7 protein-coding genes are annotated in these 15,854 nt (G+C 59.0%); 3 read left to right on the top strand and 4 right to left on the bottom strand.

Features of this window, described 5'->3' with window-relative positions; translation table 11 throughout:
* Nucleotides 1-38: 38 nt before the first annotated feature.
* Both QEH57_RS20650 and QEH57_RS20655 read right to left on the bottom strand, forming a co-directional pair.
* Entirely contained in the window at nt 39-3,401 is a 3,363-nt protein-coding gene (locus QEH57_RS20650; RefSeq protein WP_309008683.1) for a TonB-dependent receptor plug domain-containing protein, read from the bottom strand.
* A 588-nt stretch (nt 3,402-3,989) separates the two neighbouring features.
* Nucleotides 3,990-7,319 carry a TonB-dependent receptor plug domain-containing protein gene (locus tag QEH57_RS20655; protein ID WP_309008684.1) on the bottom strand — a complete coding sequence of 1,110 codons (3,330 nt, stop codon included), beginning with the start codon at nt 7,317-7,319 and terminating at the stop codon, nt 3,990-3,992.
* A gap of 449 nt (nt 7,320-7,768) precedes the next feature.
* Here QEH57_RS20655 and QEH57_RS20660 point away from each other — a divergent pair, with 449 nt between their 5' ends.
* Together QEH57_RS20660 and QEH57_RS20665 are read left to right on the top strand one after the other, a co-directional pair.
* Nucleotides 7,769-8,779: a Gfo/Idh/MocA family oxidoreductase gene (locus tag QEH57_RS20660; RefSeq protein ID WP_309008685.1), complete on the top strand. Its 1,011-nt coding sequence runs from the start codon at nt 7,769-7,771 to the stop codon at nt 8,777-8,779.
* A gap of 165 nt (nt 8,780-8,944) precedes the next feature.
* Nucleotides 8,945-10,024: a LacI family DNA-binding transcriptional regulator gene (locus QEH57_RS20665; RefSeq protein WP_309008686.1), complete on the top strand. Its 1,080-nt coding sequence runs from the start codon at nt 8,945-8,947 to the stop codon at nt 10,022-10,024.
* A 115-nt stretch (nt 10,025-10,139) separates the two neighbouring features.
* Here the strand turns inward: QEH57_RS20665 and QEH57_RS20670 are convergent, their stop codons facing one another.
* On the bottom strand, nt 10,140-12,245 hold the full coding sequence (locus QEH57_RS20670) for a sodium:solute symporter family protein (RefSeq protein WP_309008687.1): 2,106 nt from the start codon (nt 12,243-12,245) through the stop codon (nt 10,140-10,142).
* A 196-nt stretch (nt 12,246-12,441) separates the two neighbouring features.
* Here QEH57_RS20670 and QEH57_RS20675 point away from each other — a divergent pair, with 196 nt between their 5' ends.
* Complete coding sequence (locus QEH57_RS20675; protein WP_309008688.1) at nt 12,442-14,025, top strand: hypothetical protein; 1,584 nt, start codon at nt 12,442-12,444, stop codon at nt 14,023-14,025.
* Between the two features lie 159 nt (nt 14,026-14,184).
* On the opposite strand, the gene QEH57_RS20680 is transcribed toward QEH57_RS20675, so the two are convergent.
* Nucleotides 14,185-15,852, bottom strand: coding sequence for a GxGYxYP domain-containing protein (locus QEH57_RS20680; RefSeq protein ID WP_309008689.1), 1,668 nt, complete (start codon nt 15,850-15,852; stop codon nt 14,185-14,187).
* Nucleotides 15,853-15,854: the final 2 nt, after the last annotated feature.

Genomic DNA, 15,854 nt, shown 5'->3' on the forward strand with positions numbered 1-15,854 from the left:
GCAAAGCTACTACCTAAATTTTTGGATACGCTCGAGGCTTACCACTCGTAGGTGGCGGAGAGCGATACCAGGCGTCCGCGCATGAAGCGGTAGACCATGGAGCCGTCCGGATTCGCGTAGATGGGCACCAGGTCGTCGTTGTCGAAGAGGTCCTTGATGTTCAACTGGACCGCCAGACTCCGGTCGTCCTTCAAGCTGTATTCGGAACGGAAGAACAGGTCGATGAAGTCCTGGGATCCGGCGTAGAACGGCTTGTTGGGATCGAAGTCCATATCGCCAAACTCGTTTTCGCTGATGCCGAAGCCGATACCGGCCTTGTCCTGCCAGCGGTAGCCGCCACCCACGGTGAACTTGCCGAGGAAGTCGGGGATGGATCCGCTACCAGCTTCGAAGCCGTAGCTGGTGTTCAGGTTGAAGCGCCACTCTCTCTGCTCGATCGAAGGAATGCCTTCCTGCGTCAGGGCGGCCGCTACAGGGGTGACGATCGCATCAGTCGCTTGCTCGGCCAAGGTCTTGGTGCCGAGATCGTCGATGTAGTAGTTCTTGGCGAAATCGCTGTTGACCCAATTTGGAATGACGAAGTCGTTAACGTACTGGCGCAGCGTCGGGTAGATGTTCGAGAGAACCGTCTGCTGCTTGCCTACGGTGACCATGGTGGTCCAGCGCTCGTTGGGATTGAGGGCGAGCTCGAGCTCGTAACCTTTCGCGGTGAAGTCCTGGGTGCCGGTATCGCCGGAGTTGCGATCGGTCGTGGCAGTGAAGTTCGTCCAGTCTGGCACGAAACCATTGACGTCGATCACGCCTTGCGGAGGAAGCACCGCTTGCGCATCCGCAGCGGTGAAGCCCTGCACTGTGTTGGCAGGATTGTCGAGCTGCTCGACGAGACCCTTCAGGATGCCTTCGCTGGCGGAAACGCCGCCGGCGTCGAAGGTGTTGTTGAGGATGCCGGTTTCGTACTTGTTCAAGCGAGCGGAGATCTTGCCGTCCGAACTGCGGTAGATGATGCCCTGCTCCTCGGTGGAACCGGTTACCGGAGCGATGGACTCGTTGAAGACGTTTACGCGGCCGCCGCTAGGCTGGAAGTTGTCGGACTCCGTCATGTAGAGGGAGATGTCCGGCACGTCGCCGCCAAACATGTCGCGCAGGTGCACCGTGGCGCTCCAGGAGGTGGTGTCATCGTTGGCGTCTTCCTCCAGGTCTTCCGCGAGAGGTCCCACTTGGAAGGTCGGATCGTAGAGCCTATCGCCTTCGCTAGTGATGCCCACGCCGCCGGGGGCGCTGATGGAGGTGCTGCTCAGCTTGTCGTTGCGCCAGGTACCCATCAGGACGATGGAGTTGTCCCAGAGGTAGTGCTGGGCCACGACCACTTGCGACTCGAGCTCTTCGAGGCCTTTGCCGGCAAAGAAGGAAGCGGGATAGTTGCCGCCGTCGTCCATGTTGTAGGTGGTGGCGTCGAACTCGACGTATTCGCCGGCGCTTTGGGACCACCCGGTCCAGGTACCGCCTACCACGGGTCGATCCCGCTCCTGCCCGAAGGGCACGCCGCCAATGTTCGCTCCCTTGAGGTCGTCGAGGGAAGTGATAGCGAGGTAGTCGATGTTGGGATTATGCGGCAGCTCGAAGATGCTGCCGGTGCGGATGGTGGCGAAGCTGAGGGGGGTGTCGCCCTGAAGAGCTTGCACGACCGAGTTGGGATCGATCTTGTAGCGACCGTAGGACTCGGAATCGCGCAGCTCGCGCTCCTGCAGTACGCCGGTGAACTTCAGGCGGCCGAGGATGCGGGACAGCTTGCTCTCGTCCATGAAGTCCTCGAAGCGGATTTCGCCGTAGCCGGTGAGGCGGGTCGAATCGCGATCGGCGGACAGGTTGTTGCCCTGCCACCAGCCGCCGATTACCGGCTTGCCGAAGTGCGGATTGGGAACCAAGGCCCCGTCCGGCGTGCCGTCTACGGTGGCGTTGAGATACATGTTGGGATCGATGTAGATCGTGCGCTGGCTCAAGCCTTGCAAGGGGTTGGAGGACTTGGAGAACTGCTCTTGCTTGAACATCGCCAACTCGAAGCCGAGCTGGTTGTCGAACCAGGAGCCTTCCAAGGCGGCATCCATCACGCTCCAGTCGGAGTTCTGGGAGTGGGCCCCACCGGTGTAGAGGTGCTTGCGATAGTCGAAGATGCTGGTGTCGGTGAGCTGGGTCGCCACGAAGCCGCCGATGTAGAAGCCTCCCGTGCCTGCCTCGACCGGCGTGCCGTCGGGGTAGTGGCCGGAGCGACGGATGATGTCCTCGCGAGTACGGGGCTGGAAAAGCATCAGCTCGCCAGTGACGTCCCCGCCGGGAGCGCCGCGATTTGCTCGGATGAAGGTGTTGCCGCCGAAGAAAGGCGCCACGTCCGTGTTGTTGAAGTAGCTGACGAAGCCGCTGGACGCTCCTGGGCCGGCGAGATCGAGGAAGGCGTTGTTGGCGACGCCGGGCACGAAGTCGCCCGAGCTGCGCCAGAGATCGGAACCGTCGGCTCCTCCCATGGAAATCGGCTTGCCCATCTCGATCCAAGGCGTGATCCCGTCATTGGGAGGCGTCTGGTCCGGGTTGGCGGAGTGGCGGGAACCGGCCTCGATGCTCGCATGGGCCCGCAGGTTCTCGTTGATCTTCCAGGTCACCGCCGCGTAGATGCGCTCGTCTTCGAGGAAAGCTTCCTTTTGCTCGTATTCGCGGTCCTCCATGAGGCCGGCCACGCGGATGGCGAGCTTGTCCTCGATGATGACATGGTTGTGCCTGAAGGAAGCGCGACGCGTACCGTGCTCGTCCGTCTCCAAGCGTACGCGTCCAAAATCTGAATACAGGTTCGCCCGCAGTGTAGTGTTATTTACAATACCGCCTGGACTGCCGATGCCGAAGAGCGCGGAGTTGGCGCCGCGCTGCACTTCCACGCGTTCCGTATTGTAGGTGTCGAAGGGAACTTCCGTGTTGAAGTAGTTGCGAGTCAAGTCCGCCTCGGCCAAGCCGCGTACGCGGGAGGTTCCGCCTTGAGGACGGTCCGTTTCCGTTTCCGGAATCGCGTTTCCCGCCGAGGATTGGTAGCCTGAAAAGTTGCCGTTGATCCCGGATACTTCCGTGTTCGGGGTAAACAGGAGGGCGTCGCCGATCGTGTTGGAACCGGTATCGTCCAGGAAGTCCTCGTTGAGGATGGAGACGGACGCCGCAATGTCTCGCATGTTGGTGCTGAGGCGCGTGCCGGCAAGGGACGAGGTCGATAGATAACCAACATCCTGCGAGCCATCCACCGAGAAAGGCGAAAGCTCGAAGACCTCTTCATCGTCAGAGGCGGCGTTTTGGGCATATAGTCCCGAAAACGCGGGTAGACTGGACGCCATGAGGCTCAGTCCGAGTATTTTTTGTAGGCTCATAGTCAAACGTAACTTACGTAGATTGTAGGTTGAGGTTAGGGGTGTATAAGGGGTTACGGGGTAATTCTCGTTGCCCTATTCAGGAGCCGAGGAACGTTTCGACGTTCGGTGTCGGAATAAGGGGTCGTTCCGACAAGGGGTTCCCTTTTCAGGGAAGACGATACTCGATCATCAAATGAGGGCGGGGGTTAAATATGGGTAAAACCTAGCTGACGAGGGCCCTGCCCGGCTAACTCTTTACTGTTTTACGGTAATCCGTAAGACCGAAGCAGAAGTCGCTCGCCCATGGAACGATGGCGCCATGGGCCGAATCTAGCAACTTGCTGGCCTGAAACGGCTAAGCCGCGAGCCGTGCTCCGCGCGCTTGCGCCTGCCTAGCAGCGCGTAGAAACGCGGCGAACGCTTGTATTCGTTTTAAAAGCACAGCCGAGAAATCGCTCTTACGGCTAAAATCGATTCCCTCTGCGAGGCGCTTCGCTCGCGTGGCGCCGACGCGCAAAAAAGGCGAGAGCTCAACGCCCTCGCCTTCTTGAATTGCGATTTCCCGCTCCCGCCGCAGCGGAAGCGAGCCTTGCTTAAATCTTCGACCTAGAAGCTGTAGGTCGCGGACAGCGATACGACGCGACCTTCCGAGATGCGGTAGGTCTGCGAACCGTCGGGATTCGCGTAGATGCCCACGAGGTCCGTGTGGTCGGTCAGGTCCGAAACGTAGAGCTGCAAGGACAGGTCTTGCTCGAACACCTTCGTATCGAAGCTGACGAACATGTCCAAGTAGGTTTCGGACGGCGTGTAGTAAGGATTCGAGAGGTCGCGAATAACCTGGCCAGCCACGTTGGTGGTGGCCGCGAATCCGATGATCGCCTCGTCCTGGTAGCGTACGGTACCGCCTACTTCGAAGTTGGATATGTTGTAGTCTCCGAGGAAGTCCTCGAAACGGTACTTGGATGTCGCGATCACGCTCCACTCGCGCTGCTCCGGAGCGGGCGAACCGTCCAGTTGCTTGGAAGCTTGCAGCGGGATGGCGATGGCTTGCTCGGCGTACTGGGCCAAGGTCGTGTCGGAGGTGTCGTTGATGTAGTAGTTCTGGGCGAAGTCGCTGTCGATCCAAGTCGGCTTCACGAACTCTTCGTACCACTGGGTGAGCACGGGAGAGGTGTTGTCGAAGCTGGTCTTTTGCTTGGAAACCTTGATCACGTTGGTCCAGTTGTCCGTCGGGCTGTAAAACACTTCCACTTCGACGCCCTTGGACAAGGTGTCCTGGGTGCTGTTGCGGAAGGAGTTGGCGTTGGAGGTAGCCTCCGCGTTGGCCCAATCGAATATCACGCCTTGCAGGTCGATGACTCCTTGCTCCGGCAGCATCGCTTGGGCGTCGGCCGCCGTGAAGCCTTGGTCGACGTTGTCCGGGTTGTCCAGCTGTCGAGCGAGGTTAACCAGAATGTTTTCCGGGGCAACTACGGCGCTGGTGTAATAGGAGCTGTAGAGCGTGCCGGTCTCGTACCAGTTGAACTTCGCGAGGAAGTTCCCTTGCGGGGACGTGAGGGAGAAGCCCATTTCCTTGGTGCTGCCGGTTTCGGGCGTGATGTCGCCATTGAGCACGTTCTTGCGACCGGAGGTCACGCGGAAGTTCTCGCCGGTGCCGTAGTGCAGGGAAACGTCCCAGTTCTTCAAGCGCTCGAGCAGGAAGTCAGGGGTGTGCATCACCACGCCCCAGGTGCGGATCTGGCCGGAAGTCGGATCTCCGTAATCGCCCAGCACGTAGCTGTCCGCGTCGAGGTTGTCCAAGCTGGAGTAGTCCGAACGGCCCGGAGCGCCGACTCCGACGCTCTTGACGGTGTCCTCTCTCCAAGCCCGCTGAACTACGATGTTGTCGTCCCACAGGTAGAAGATCCCGTTGAGCACCTTGGACTCGATCTTTTCGCGATTCTTGGAAGCGCTGAAGGTGACGTTTTCGTAGTCGCCGGCCCTGGCGGTGTAGGTGTTGATGACCGCGTCGTCCCAAGTCTGGGTCGCCGTGTTGAACAGCTGGAAGGTCCCGCTGGAAGGCAGCACTTGGGAACCGTTGATGGGCTGGATGTTGATGCCGCCCAACTCCGAGATGTCGTTGTAGTCCAGCAAGCTCATTCCGTCCGGCAGGCCGGGGATGCTCAAGGCATGGTACTGCCCGAGACGGCCGCCCCAGGTGTCGATGGTGCCGACGGCGCCGACCATGTCGGAGATGTCCGGCGAATCACGCGTGTAGAACTCCTCGGTGCTGAGCTCGCGCTCCTGGTAGACACCCGTCAGGTCGGCGTGGCCGAGCAGGCGTTCCCAGAAGGAATCTTCCTCGAAGAAGTCGGAGAAACGGAAATCGTAGCCGACCGTGCCACGCAAGGACGAGCGGTCCGCCCAGCTGATGCCGTTTTCGGCTCGGCTGACCACCGCGACGCCGCCGTAGTTGGGATTGGGGATCAGTTCCCCGCCAGTGCTTTCCTCGGAGATGCCGAGGTACGGGTTGAAGTCGATCATGATCGATTCGCCCGATGGGTCGCCGCGCAGGATGTTGAACTGCCCTTCCTGGAATTCCTCGGAATTGTAGGCGAGCTCGAAGGCCAAGCGATTGTCGAACATGAGCTTTTCCATGGAAACGCTGTACTGCTGGAAGTCCGAAAAGCTGGTGCTCAGGCCGCCGTCCAGGAGGTGCTTGCGGTAGTCGAAGATGCTGCGGTCCGTGATCTGGGCGCCGGTGTATTGGTCGTAGAGCGAACCGCTGCCGGCGTACGGGATGGGCGTACCGTCCGGATAGATGCCGAGTTGCTGGATGGTGTAGTTGATCGGACGCATGGAGAGCATGGTCGAGTACCAGGAACCGGCCGCCGTGTCGGATCCTCCGTCCACGAAGCTAGTCGGCATGTAGATGCGTCCCGCGTAGGTCGGCTCGGAGCTGTTCGGATCCATGAAGAAGTACGTCGGACCGAGCGAACCGAGCGGAGCTACGATCTGGCGGCTGTTGGCGAGGCCGTTGATGCCCTCCGTCTCGAAGTAGGCGTCGGCCGCTTCGGTAGGCGTATCGTAGATGGGCTTGCCGAAATCGTACCAGCCGGAGATCAAGTCGCCGGGAGGAATGGCCCGCGGCGAGGCTCCGGAACGTTCGCCGTCCTCGATGCTGGCGCGGATCGAGAAGGTGTCGTCGAATGGGCGAAACAGGGCGCTCAAGTAGAGGCGGTCGTCGTTGTAGTAGGCTTCCTTCTGCTCGTACTTCTCGTCTTCCTTCAGGCCAGCAACAACGATGGCAAACTTGTCCTCGACGATTTCCTTGTTGTAGCGGAATTCGCCGCGAAGAGTGCCGAACTCGTCCGTCTTCAGCTTCACGTGGCCGAAGTCGTACATGCGGGCCTTGATGAGGCTGTTGTTCACGATGCCGCCGGGGCTGCCGAGGCCGAAAAGAACCGCGTTGGCCCCTCTCTGTACCGTGACGCGATCGATGTTGTAGGCGTCAAAGGCGATGTCGGTGCGGAAGTAGTCACGGGTCAGGTCCGCCGAAGCCAGACCGCGTACGCGCGTCACGCCGCCTGAAGTATTGTCGCGGGCCAGTTCGCCGATAACCAAGCCGGTGCCGGCTCCCTGGGATCCGGAAAAGTTTCCGCCCAGGCCGCTCACTTCCGTATTGGCTTGAAACAACAGGACTCCTTCCAAGTCCGTTGCATTGGTGTCCTTCATGAAGTCTTCGGTGACGATGGAGAGCGAAGCCGACAGGTCCTTCGTTGCAGTCTTCAAGCGACTTCCCGCAAGGGTCTGAGTCGCGTAGTAGCCATTGTCCTCGCGGCTACTGACAGTAAAAGGAGACAGCTCGAATATTTCGTCGTCGTCGTCTCCTTCTGACAGGGTAGAATTTTGGGCGTAGCTGCCAATCCCCGTAAACAGACCAAAGGCCAGAGGCACTAGTCCAAGTTTGTTATTTAAGCGCATATTAGATATTTGATTTCGATTGTTTGATGCTAACCGACTGCCACGCGCAGAAACTCGATAGAAGAAGATCTTCCACTCGAAGACAACCTAGAGAGAGGAACGGGGTTTTCGATGATGTTTCCTAGCTTCAAGCTTCGTGCTTAGTGGTAATGTAGCGTGCGTTCGAGGCTGCACTATCCGCATTCCCACGGTCTCCACTAACCCTTTGCCGTTTTACAGTAATCCGTAAACCAACGGAACGATTTGCCAACAAAGCCCCCGCTCCGCCCGCGAACAAGGCTCCCTACCCTTTGACCGCGCCTTCGACCGCGCAAAGCGCTTTACAGTAAAGCGCAGCTCGCTATTTAACCTTACGGGTGCCCGCGTTGTTCTTTGCCTGTCGGCGACTATCGTCCGGCGCGACCACCAGGACCGTTCTTACAATGAGTATCAAGACAGCCATCGTCGGCTTCGGGCAAAGCGGAGAGCTCTCCCACGCATACGGAATCCAAGCGAACCGTGAATTCGACCTCGTCGCCACCTGCGACCTTTCGCCCGAGCGTCGCAACTACGCTCGGCAAAACCTCTCCTGCGAGAGCTACCCCGACCATCGCGAACTGCTCGCGGCCCGCTCCGACCTCGAACTGGCCGCCATCGTCACTCGCTCGGATACGCATTGCGCAGTCGCCTGCGAACTTCTGGAAGCGGGAGTCAACGTTCTGGTAACCAAGCCCTGGGCCCTCAACGCCATCGAGGCCGAAAAGATGATGCAGGCCCAGCAATCAAGCGGCAAACGCATCTTTCCTTGGATACCAATGTATTGGTCGCCCGAATACACGAAGATCAAGGAACTGGTCGCCGACGGGGCGATCGGCCGCGTTTTCGCGATCCGTCGCTACATCGCCCAATTCAGCCAGCGCTCGGACTGGCAAACCCACCTCAAGTACGGCGGCGGCTACCTCAACAACTGGGGAGCCCATATCGTGCAGCCCTTGCTGGACCTCGCCGACAGCCCCGTAAGCCGCGTTTCCGGACACCTACAACAAGCGATCAACGGTGGCGACGGGGACGACAATTTTCTAGCTGTCATGGAATTCGAAAACGGCATCCTCGGCATCGCCGAATACGCCCAAGCCATGGAGGGCTTGCCCTCCTTCCTGGTCCAGGGCACCCACGGCACCATCGTATCCGACGGAAGCGCCATCACGCTGCTGCAGAAAGATCCGGCCCAAAGCGGCGATGCGAAGCGTTCCCAATTCGCTATCCACGGCAAGCGCTTCGGCGACGAGGCCGACATCTACCGCGACGTAGCTCGCAGCTTGCTGGAGGGAGTTCCGTTTCGCGCGAGCGTGGAGGACGCCTACTACGGAACCGACGTGCTCGACGCCATACGCGAGTCCCATTTGAAAAAAACGGCCGTATCCAAATTTCCGTCACTCAATTCCCTCGTTTGAACGTATCCAAAGCATTGAAACACGCCGCACAGCAAACTTCCTCCGCCGCTAACGTAAACGCCCCCTTCCTGGCTGACGCATTCACCCCTCGTCACTACCGCGCAGCCCCTAAAACGCTTCTCGAAACCCAATCAAACACCCCAACGAACTAGCCCCCAAAAAACGATGAACAAAGTACAACCATCCTGTAAGACCATCGCGAAAGAAGCCGGCGTAAGCCGCATGACCGTATCCATGGCCCTGCGAGATCACCCTCGCGTGGCTCCGGAGACTCGCGAGCGCATCAAGGAAATCGCCAAGCGCCAAGGCTACACCCCCGACCCCAACCTCACCGAGCTCATGCGCTACCTGCGCAAGCGGGACATCAGCAAGGAAGAACCCGTCATCGCCATCCTCAACCCGAAGCGGGCCCCCTTGAAGAAACTTTGCAAAGACTCCCTCCTCATCCGCGAAGGCGTCAAGCAACGCGCCGAGGAACTGGGATTCAAGACGGAAGACTTTTGGCTGCACGAACCGGGCATGCGCCTCAAGCGCATCGTGCAAATCCTGGAAACGCGCGGCATCCGCGGCATCGTAGTCCTCCCGGTCGAAGACTTGCACGACGTCTTTTCCTTGCCGGAAGAAAATTTCACCGGAGTCGCCACCTGCGGCGTAGCAGCGAAACTTGGATACAACCAAGTTCATCCTCACTTCTACCAATCCATGCACATGGGCGTGTCCAGCTTGATGAACCAAGGTTTCAAGCGTATCGGATTTTGCATTACAGACTCCGAGGACGAACGCTCCAACCACCTCTACCAAAGCTACCTGCTCTGGCATCAGAAGAATACGCCCGCGAAAGACCGGGTCCCCATCCTCTCCAGCAAGGAGATCACCAAGGACGCCCTGGTGAAGTGGGTGAAGAAGGGCAAGCCGGACGTGGTGCTCAGCCCCAACGTGGAGCACTACCAGTGGCTCAAGGAGGCGGGTTTCAACATTCCCGAGGACCTCAGCTTCGCCGCCCTCAATCCCGCTACCGACGACACCGGCGAAATCGCCCAGGTGCGCATCGGCTTCCGCAAGATCGGAGCCACTGCCGTTGACCTGCTCAAGTCCAAGCTGGCCAACGAGCAGGTCGGTCCCCTGCAGAACCCAGCCGTCACCCTCATTCGCGGCGAATGGGTCGACGGCAAGAGCGTCAAAGCTCCCAAGGCTCCCGAAAAGCAGGACAAGGACGCCTCCGCACCCCTGCAGAAGGCAGGCTGATTCTTTTTTAGTTTGGTTCCTACACGAAGGAAGCGACCTTCCCGGTTTCGGGAATGGTCGCTTCTTTTTTCCTAAAGCGGGGCAAGGCGCCCCGCCTGCGTCAATGCAGTCGGCCCTAGTGGATCGACACCATCGCCCACAGCAGGAGGATAACGCCTCCGACCGCTAGCCAGCTGCCGCCGAAGCCGAGGATGTCCATCTTGTCCGGCTTGGCGATTTCCCAGTTGCTGTTCGGAAACATCTTCTTGGCCTCGCGCTCGCTTGGGTTCTCGGCCGCATAGGCGACTGCCTTAGCATCCTCTTCGGGCGTGGGCTGCACCGGCGTATAGATCTTGCCGAAGAAGTAGTCGAGGCGACGCTTGCTCACCGGTTGGGTAAAGAGCGAAACCACGATCAGGATGACGAAGGGGAAGATCGCGTTGAAGAAGAAGCGGGCCGCTACCAGCTGCGACTTCTTGAAGCCGGTGAAATCGACTCCGAACCAGCTCAACACCCAGAGCTCCGACTCGAAGCGTCCAATGCCGATCAGCGGCGAGTTCGGATCTTCCGGATCCTGGCGGGCCACCTTCTCGAAGAAGATTCCCTTCGGCTCGATAAAGACTTCCTTCTCGACGCTATCTCCCACCTTGTCCGCTCGGCCGAGCTCCACGTCCTCGTTCAAGGCCGGAGCCTTGTAGACGTGCGAGTACGAATCGGTCTGCACTAGAAAATCAGGATTGGTGCGAGCCCAGTCCAAGGACATGAATACGTTGGGCACGATCGCGAAGATCGCGAAACACACGACCACTTCCACCATGACCGCGACCTTCGTCAGACGGCGCCAGATGAAGCCTAGCCAGATCGGCGCTCCGAAGATTGCCGGAATGGAGATGAAGTACTTGAAGAGCTCCAGGAGGTTGTCGACGTACACCGCGGCGCCAATGCCTCCGAACAAGGTGACGCCGATCACGGCTCGTCCCACCGTGATGTAATGCTTCTCGGTTTTGTCCGGACAGAAAGGCTGATACAAGTTCTTGATAAACAGGGCGGAATTCGAAACCGACAGAGCGTCCAGGGTCGACATGTTCGCCGCCAAGATCCCCACCAGCATCAGGCCAATGGCCCCGGGCAAAAGCAGGTCGCGACTCATATGGCCCCAAGCCAAGTCAGGGTCGTGCAGCTTGCCCGCATACAGGCCTACCGCTATCAAGCCCGCCAGGATCCACGACAGCATCAGCAAGCGCTTGAAGAACATCCCGCCGATGATACCGAAGCGGGCGGAGTTTTCGTTGGTCGCGGATCCGGCCGTCTGCATGCCTTGGGCCACTGCGACGATGGCCACCAAGTTGGAGCAGGCCATCGCGGCAATCGTGTACCAGCCGTATTCGCTCAGCGACACGGAGCCGAACAGTTCGAACTTGAAGGCCGGCACTGCTGCATGAAGTCCCGAGAAGCCGCCTAGCTTGGCGAGTCCCAAGGGGATCAGTATCATGGAAAACAATACGATCAGAAAGCCCTGTATGACGTCCGTAATGGCTGCCGCTCGGAAGCCGCCCATCATCGTATAGATCGCCACGATCAAGCCGTAGCCGATATAGAAGACCAAAGGATCCGTGTAGGAGTAGAAGGAGCGCAGCTCGCCGCGCAGGTTCTTCTGGTGCAAGACTTCGTAGCGAAGCTGCTGAGCTTCCGTGCGCTCGTTCATGGTCAAGGCATCCAGCTCGTGGTACTCGTTGAACTCCTCCACTGTCGTGCGCTCTTCCACGGTCAGCACTTCCGCTGGCTTCGGCGTGATCGCCATCATGGTCTTGCCTGCTACCATGTAGCCGACTCCTCCGCCTACGAAGGCCATCAGCAAGGTGAAGACCGCGTAGCTTCCGCCCAAAAGCGGACTCTTGAACCGCTCCGTAAAATAGTCTCCCAAAGTGGTGAGGCGCACCCGACGAAAGAAAAGCGCCGTGAACCAGTAGAACGGCGTGATAAACAGCACCAAAAACTGTATCCACATTCCTCCCACGCCTTGGCGATAGGTTTCGCGGGTTACCGCCACGGCTTGGTCCGCATTGGTCGATGCCCCGAAGTTGAGGAAGAACTGGTAGAACTTGCCCAGCGAACGGCCTGCCAGGAAAAACTCGGACGTGTCCGAATTCCCTTCGCCAGCTTTCTTGCCCAACCACAGGATCACTACGAGGTAGATGAGCAGAACAATGATATCAAAAACGTGAAGTCCTAGAAATTCCATAAGGGGTATTGTAGTGTAAACAGCTATACCGAACCTCCCTCGCCGCGCCGGCGACACAAGGAGGATCGCTCGATTTCAACACAGTGTCACCAATTCAACCTACGTAAACAACCGATCTGAACGATGTACGGTAAACTGGGCCGCCCCTTGGGAAAGCCCTCGGGCCGCGGATAATCGAGGCCTTAATTCCACTTCTATGCAAAACCTCACCTACACCAAGACCGGACGCCCGGAATTCGATACCCTCATCCCCCAGATTCGCGGATTCCTGGAAAAGGACACCATGGAAATGCTCATCGACGGAGACCGCATCCGTGGCTACCGCTCGCCCGACACGCCCGCCGTTTGGATACGCGACCACAGCGACATCATGCGCGGGGCCCGCTTCTTCGAGCAGGACCTGACCTCCGCCGTAACCCACTTCGCCGATACCCAGGCCCGCAACGGTCGCATCTTCGACTACTTCACCGTACAACCGGAAAAGGTCCCCTGCGAAAAGGAGAACTGGACCAAGTACGTGCGCGTGCCCGTCGAGGCCGACGTGGAATACCGCTTCATCAAGGCAACCTTCCTCGCCTGGCAAGCCACCGGCGACGACCTCTGGATGGCCTCCCTCATTCCCTCCATGGAAAAGGCCCTCAACTACGCCTTCACCCACCCGTGGCGCTGGGATTCCGAACTCCAACTGGTCAAGCGCCCCTACACCATCGACTCCTGGGACTTCGCCTACTCGGCCGGCAGCCACGATTGGCTGCAGTTCCAGATCGACGAAAACACCTTCTGGGGAATCATGCACGGCGACAACAGCGGCTTCTACGAAGCTTGCATCCTGCTGGCCAAGATGCTTACCCGCGACCAGCAGGAAGAAAAGGCTGCCCACTGGACCCGATTCGCTGGCGAGCTCAAGAAGCGCATGAACGAAACCTGCTGGAACGGCAGCTTCTACACCCACTTCGTCAAGCGCACCCCGGTGGAAATCGAAGGTCTCGACGAAGCCAGCCAGCTAAGCTTCAGCAATCCCATGAACGTCAACCGCGGCGCCACCAGCCACGAGCAAGCCGTGTCCTTGCTGAACGAATACCAACGCCGCAACGCCGACGGCAACGCTTTCGCCGAATGGTATTCCATCACCCCACCCTTCCCGGACGGCATCTTCGGCGAGGAAAAGATGGTCGGCGGTGCCTACTGCAACGGCGGCATCATGCCGCTCGTCGGCGGGGAGCTGGCTCGAGCCTACCTCGAGCACGGTTTCGAGGAGCAAGGAATCAACACCCTCAAAACCTACCAACAGCTCATCTCCAAGAACAACGAAACCTATCTCTGGTACTTCCCCGACGGAACCGCCTCCAGCATCGACACCAGCACGAGCCCCGACGCCATGCCCACCGACGGTTGGGGCTCCAGTTCCATGCTGCACGCCTACATCGAAGGACTGGTCGGAGTGCAGGACCAGCAAAGCCTCCTGCAAGACCTCGTCATCGCTCCCCGCTGGCACGCCGCTGGCGTTGCCGAGGCGGAAGCGGGCGTTGGCTACGAATGCTCCGGAGCTCAGCTCCAATACGCGTATCGCGAAACTGGAGACAGCGTTTCCCTTTCTTTGCAAAGCTCCCAAAGCCGCTGCAAGTGCCACCTGCAGATTCCGGAGGGCGTCACCGTCGCCAGCGTAAAAGCGGCCGGCGAATCGATCGACTTTCGACAAAGCAAGGTACAAGCCAGCAACTACGTCGACTTCAGCCTCAAGGTTGCAGGCGGCGCCGACGTAGAAATCAGCTTCCAATAGCTACCGACCCAGGCGAGCGAACGTTCGCCGCATTCAGGACAATCACAAAAAGGCCGGAGCTCTGCAGCTCCGGCCTCTCACTTTTTATAGACGCTCCCCAGAACGTCTAACCCAATACCGATAAACAAACGGCGAAATTGGTCATCCCTTCCTCTCCCATCAGCGATACGCGTTGTAGTCCACCGGGTCCGACTCTTGCAGGTAGCGGCGTTCATAGGTTTGGCGACTAGCGGCAAGCTTCAGGAAGACGTCGAGCGGCACCACTTCCATCTCCTCCGAAACGCCTTCCAAGATATCGGCAACCCGATCGATCGTAGTCGATTCCCTCACGTGGATGAGGAGGAAATAGGGCCGCTTCCGGTTGAGTTGGATCAGCTCCTCCAGATCCGCGATGGCTTCCACCGTAGGGCGATGCAAGCCGAGGTAGTAGTCGTAGGAAAGCATCGGACGTTCCCCTCGAAGATCGAAGGTGCGAGCCGAACCGTACCCGTTCACGAAACCGATGACATCCGGAAAGGCCTTGTAGTAGCGGTCTACCAACTCCCGGGGCAGATCCGTATTCCCCACGTGTCGATTCCCCTCTGAGTAGTCCATGATCTCCATCACTCGAAGATCGAGCGTATCCATCAGCTCCCTCGCCTCCGCCATCAGCGGCCAGAAACGCCGCTCGGGAATGGGCTTGGGATACATGTAGCCTGGACCGGAGAGGCCCCCGATAAAGTAGTCGTTCGGAGTCGCCGCCTCCGCGAAATACTGCAATGCCCCGGGCGAGGTTCGACTCCAACTCATGGATACTTGCCAAGCGTAAGGAATACGCCCGCGGCCGGGCTTGGTCCACGCTCCGATCCCCATGCTATCGGTTTGGATGAGCGACACGTAAACCTTGCCCTCCGCCTCCAAGCGCTGGTCGGCTTCCACGTTGTGGTTATTTTTGAATACAAAGTCGTCCGTAAATGGGATCTGCGAGTTAAAGCTGATATTGGGCAAGCTGTTCAGCCCTTCCATCTTCAAGCCGTAGCTCGAGAGCAGGCTGACGTGCTGCCCTTCCGTATCCTTAGCGTAGGAATGCCAACCCATAATCGTAGCATCGGGCTCGAGCCCGTCCAGGATGCGCTTGTGCAAGGCGAGCTCCTCCACGTCCTCCGGACTCGCCGACAAGTCGCAAAAGAAGGCCCCGCGATAAATTCCATAGTCGGCCAGTCCCGGCTCCATGCGAGCGCCGTGGACGCCTCCCATCCAGATTGCCACCTCCTTGCTGGTCCGGTCCCAATAGCGATCGTAGGCGATGCCATAGATCTCCGCGTCGTCCATTCCCCGGAATTCGCCTCGCAAGTCGGCTACGCGGCTCAACCCCGCCGCCTCGACCATCGGAATCAGATCCTCGCTTACCGCGATCGCATTTTCCAAGCCGCATACCGTGAAAGCCACGATCAAAGAGGTTCGAACCTCCTTGTCCCAGACCACGTATCCATCCACTTCCGACGCGTAGGCTTCCAGGGCGGCCTTCGCGCTCGGCAACGCTTCAAACTCAATACCGTGTCGCGCTTCGTAAAATCCCTTTAGCTCGCCCGTGATCTTCCAAGGCCAGGAATCTGGATACAGAAAATACAGCTCCGGACCGTCTTTGTTCACCACGCCCTGCAAGCTGATCAGCATCGCCTTCTCCGGCAAGCCGCCTGCCAGGTTCCACTCGGAATCGAACTCCATCACCCTGGCTTCCTTCGCTTGACCGACGCCAGCAAACGCCAGCCCGAGGGCCAATACCGCAGCTCTGCCCGCCCTGCTCGTACGAGCCGCAACGCCCAGTTTCCTTATTCCTTCAATCATCT

The organism is Pelagicoccus sp. SDUM812005, assembly GCF_031127875.1.
In the GTDB taxonomy this organism is placed as follows: domain Bacteria; phylum Verrucomicrobiota; class Verrucomicrobiia; order Opitutales; family Opitutaceae; genus Pelagicoccus.

Bases quoted from the DNA above. Each gene is read 5' to 3' on its own strand.
- QEH57_RS20670 (WP_309008687.1), bottom strand. From the start codon at position 12,245: ATGGAATTTCTAGGACTTCACGTTTTTGATATCATTGTTCTGCTCATC.
- QEH57_RS20665 (WP_309008686.1), top strand. From the start codon at position 8,945: ATGAACAAAGTACAACCATCCTGTAAGACCATCGCGAAAGAAGCCGGC.
- QEH57_RS20650 (WP_309008683.1), bottom strand. From the start codon at position 3,401: ATGAGCCTACAAAAAATACTCGGACTGAGCCTCATGGCGTCCAGTCTA.
- QEH57_RS20660 (WP_309008685.1), top strand. From the start codon at position 7,769: ATGAGTATCAAGACAGCCATCGTCGGCTTCGGGCAAAGCGGAGAGCTC.
- QEH57_RS20680 (WP_309008689.1), bottom strand. From the start codon at position 15,852: ATGATTGAAGGAATAAGGAAACTGGGCGTTGCGGCTCGTACGAGCAGG.
- QEH57_RS20675 (WP_309008688.1), top strand. From the start codon at position 12,442: ATGCAAAACCTCACCTACACCAAGACCGGACGCCCGGAATTCGATACC.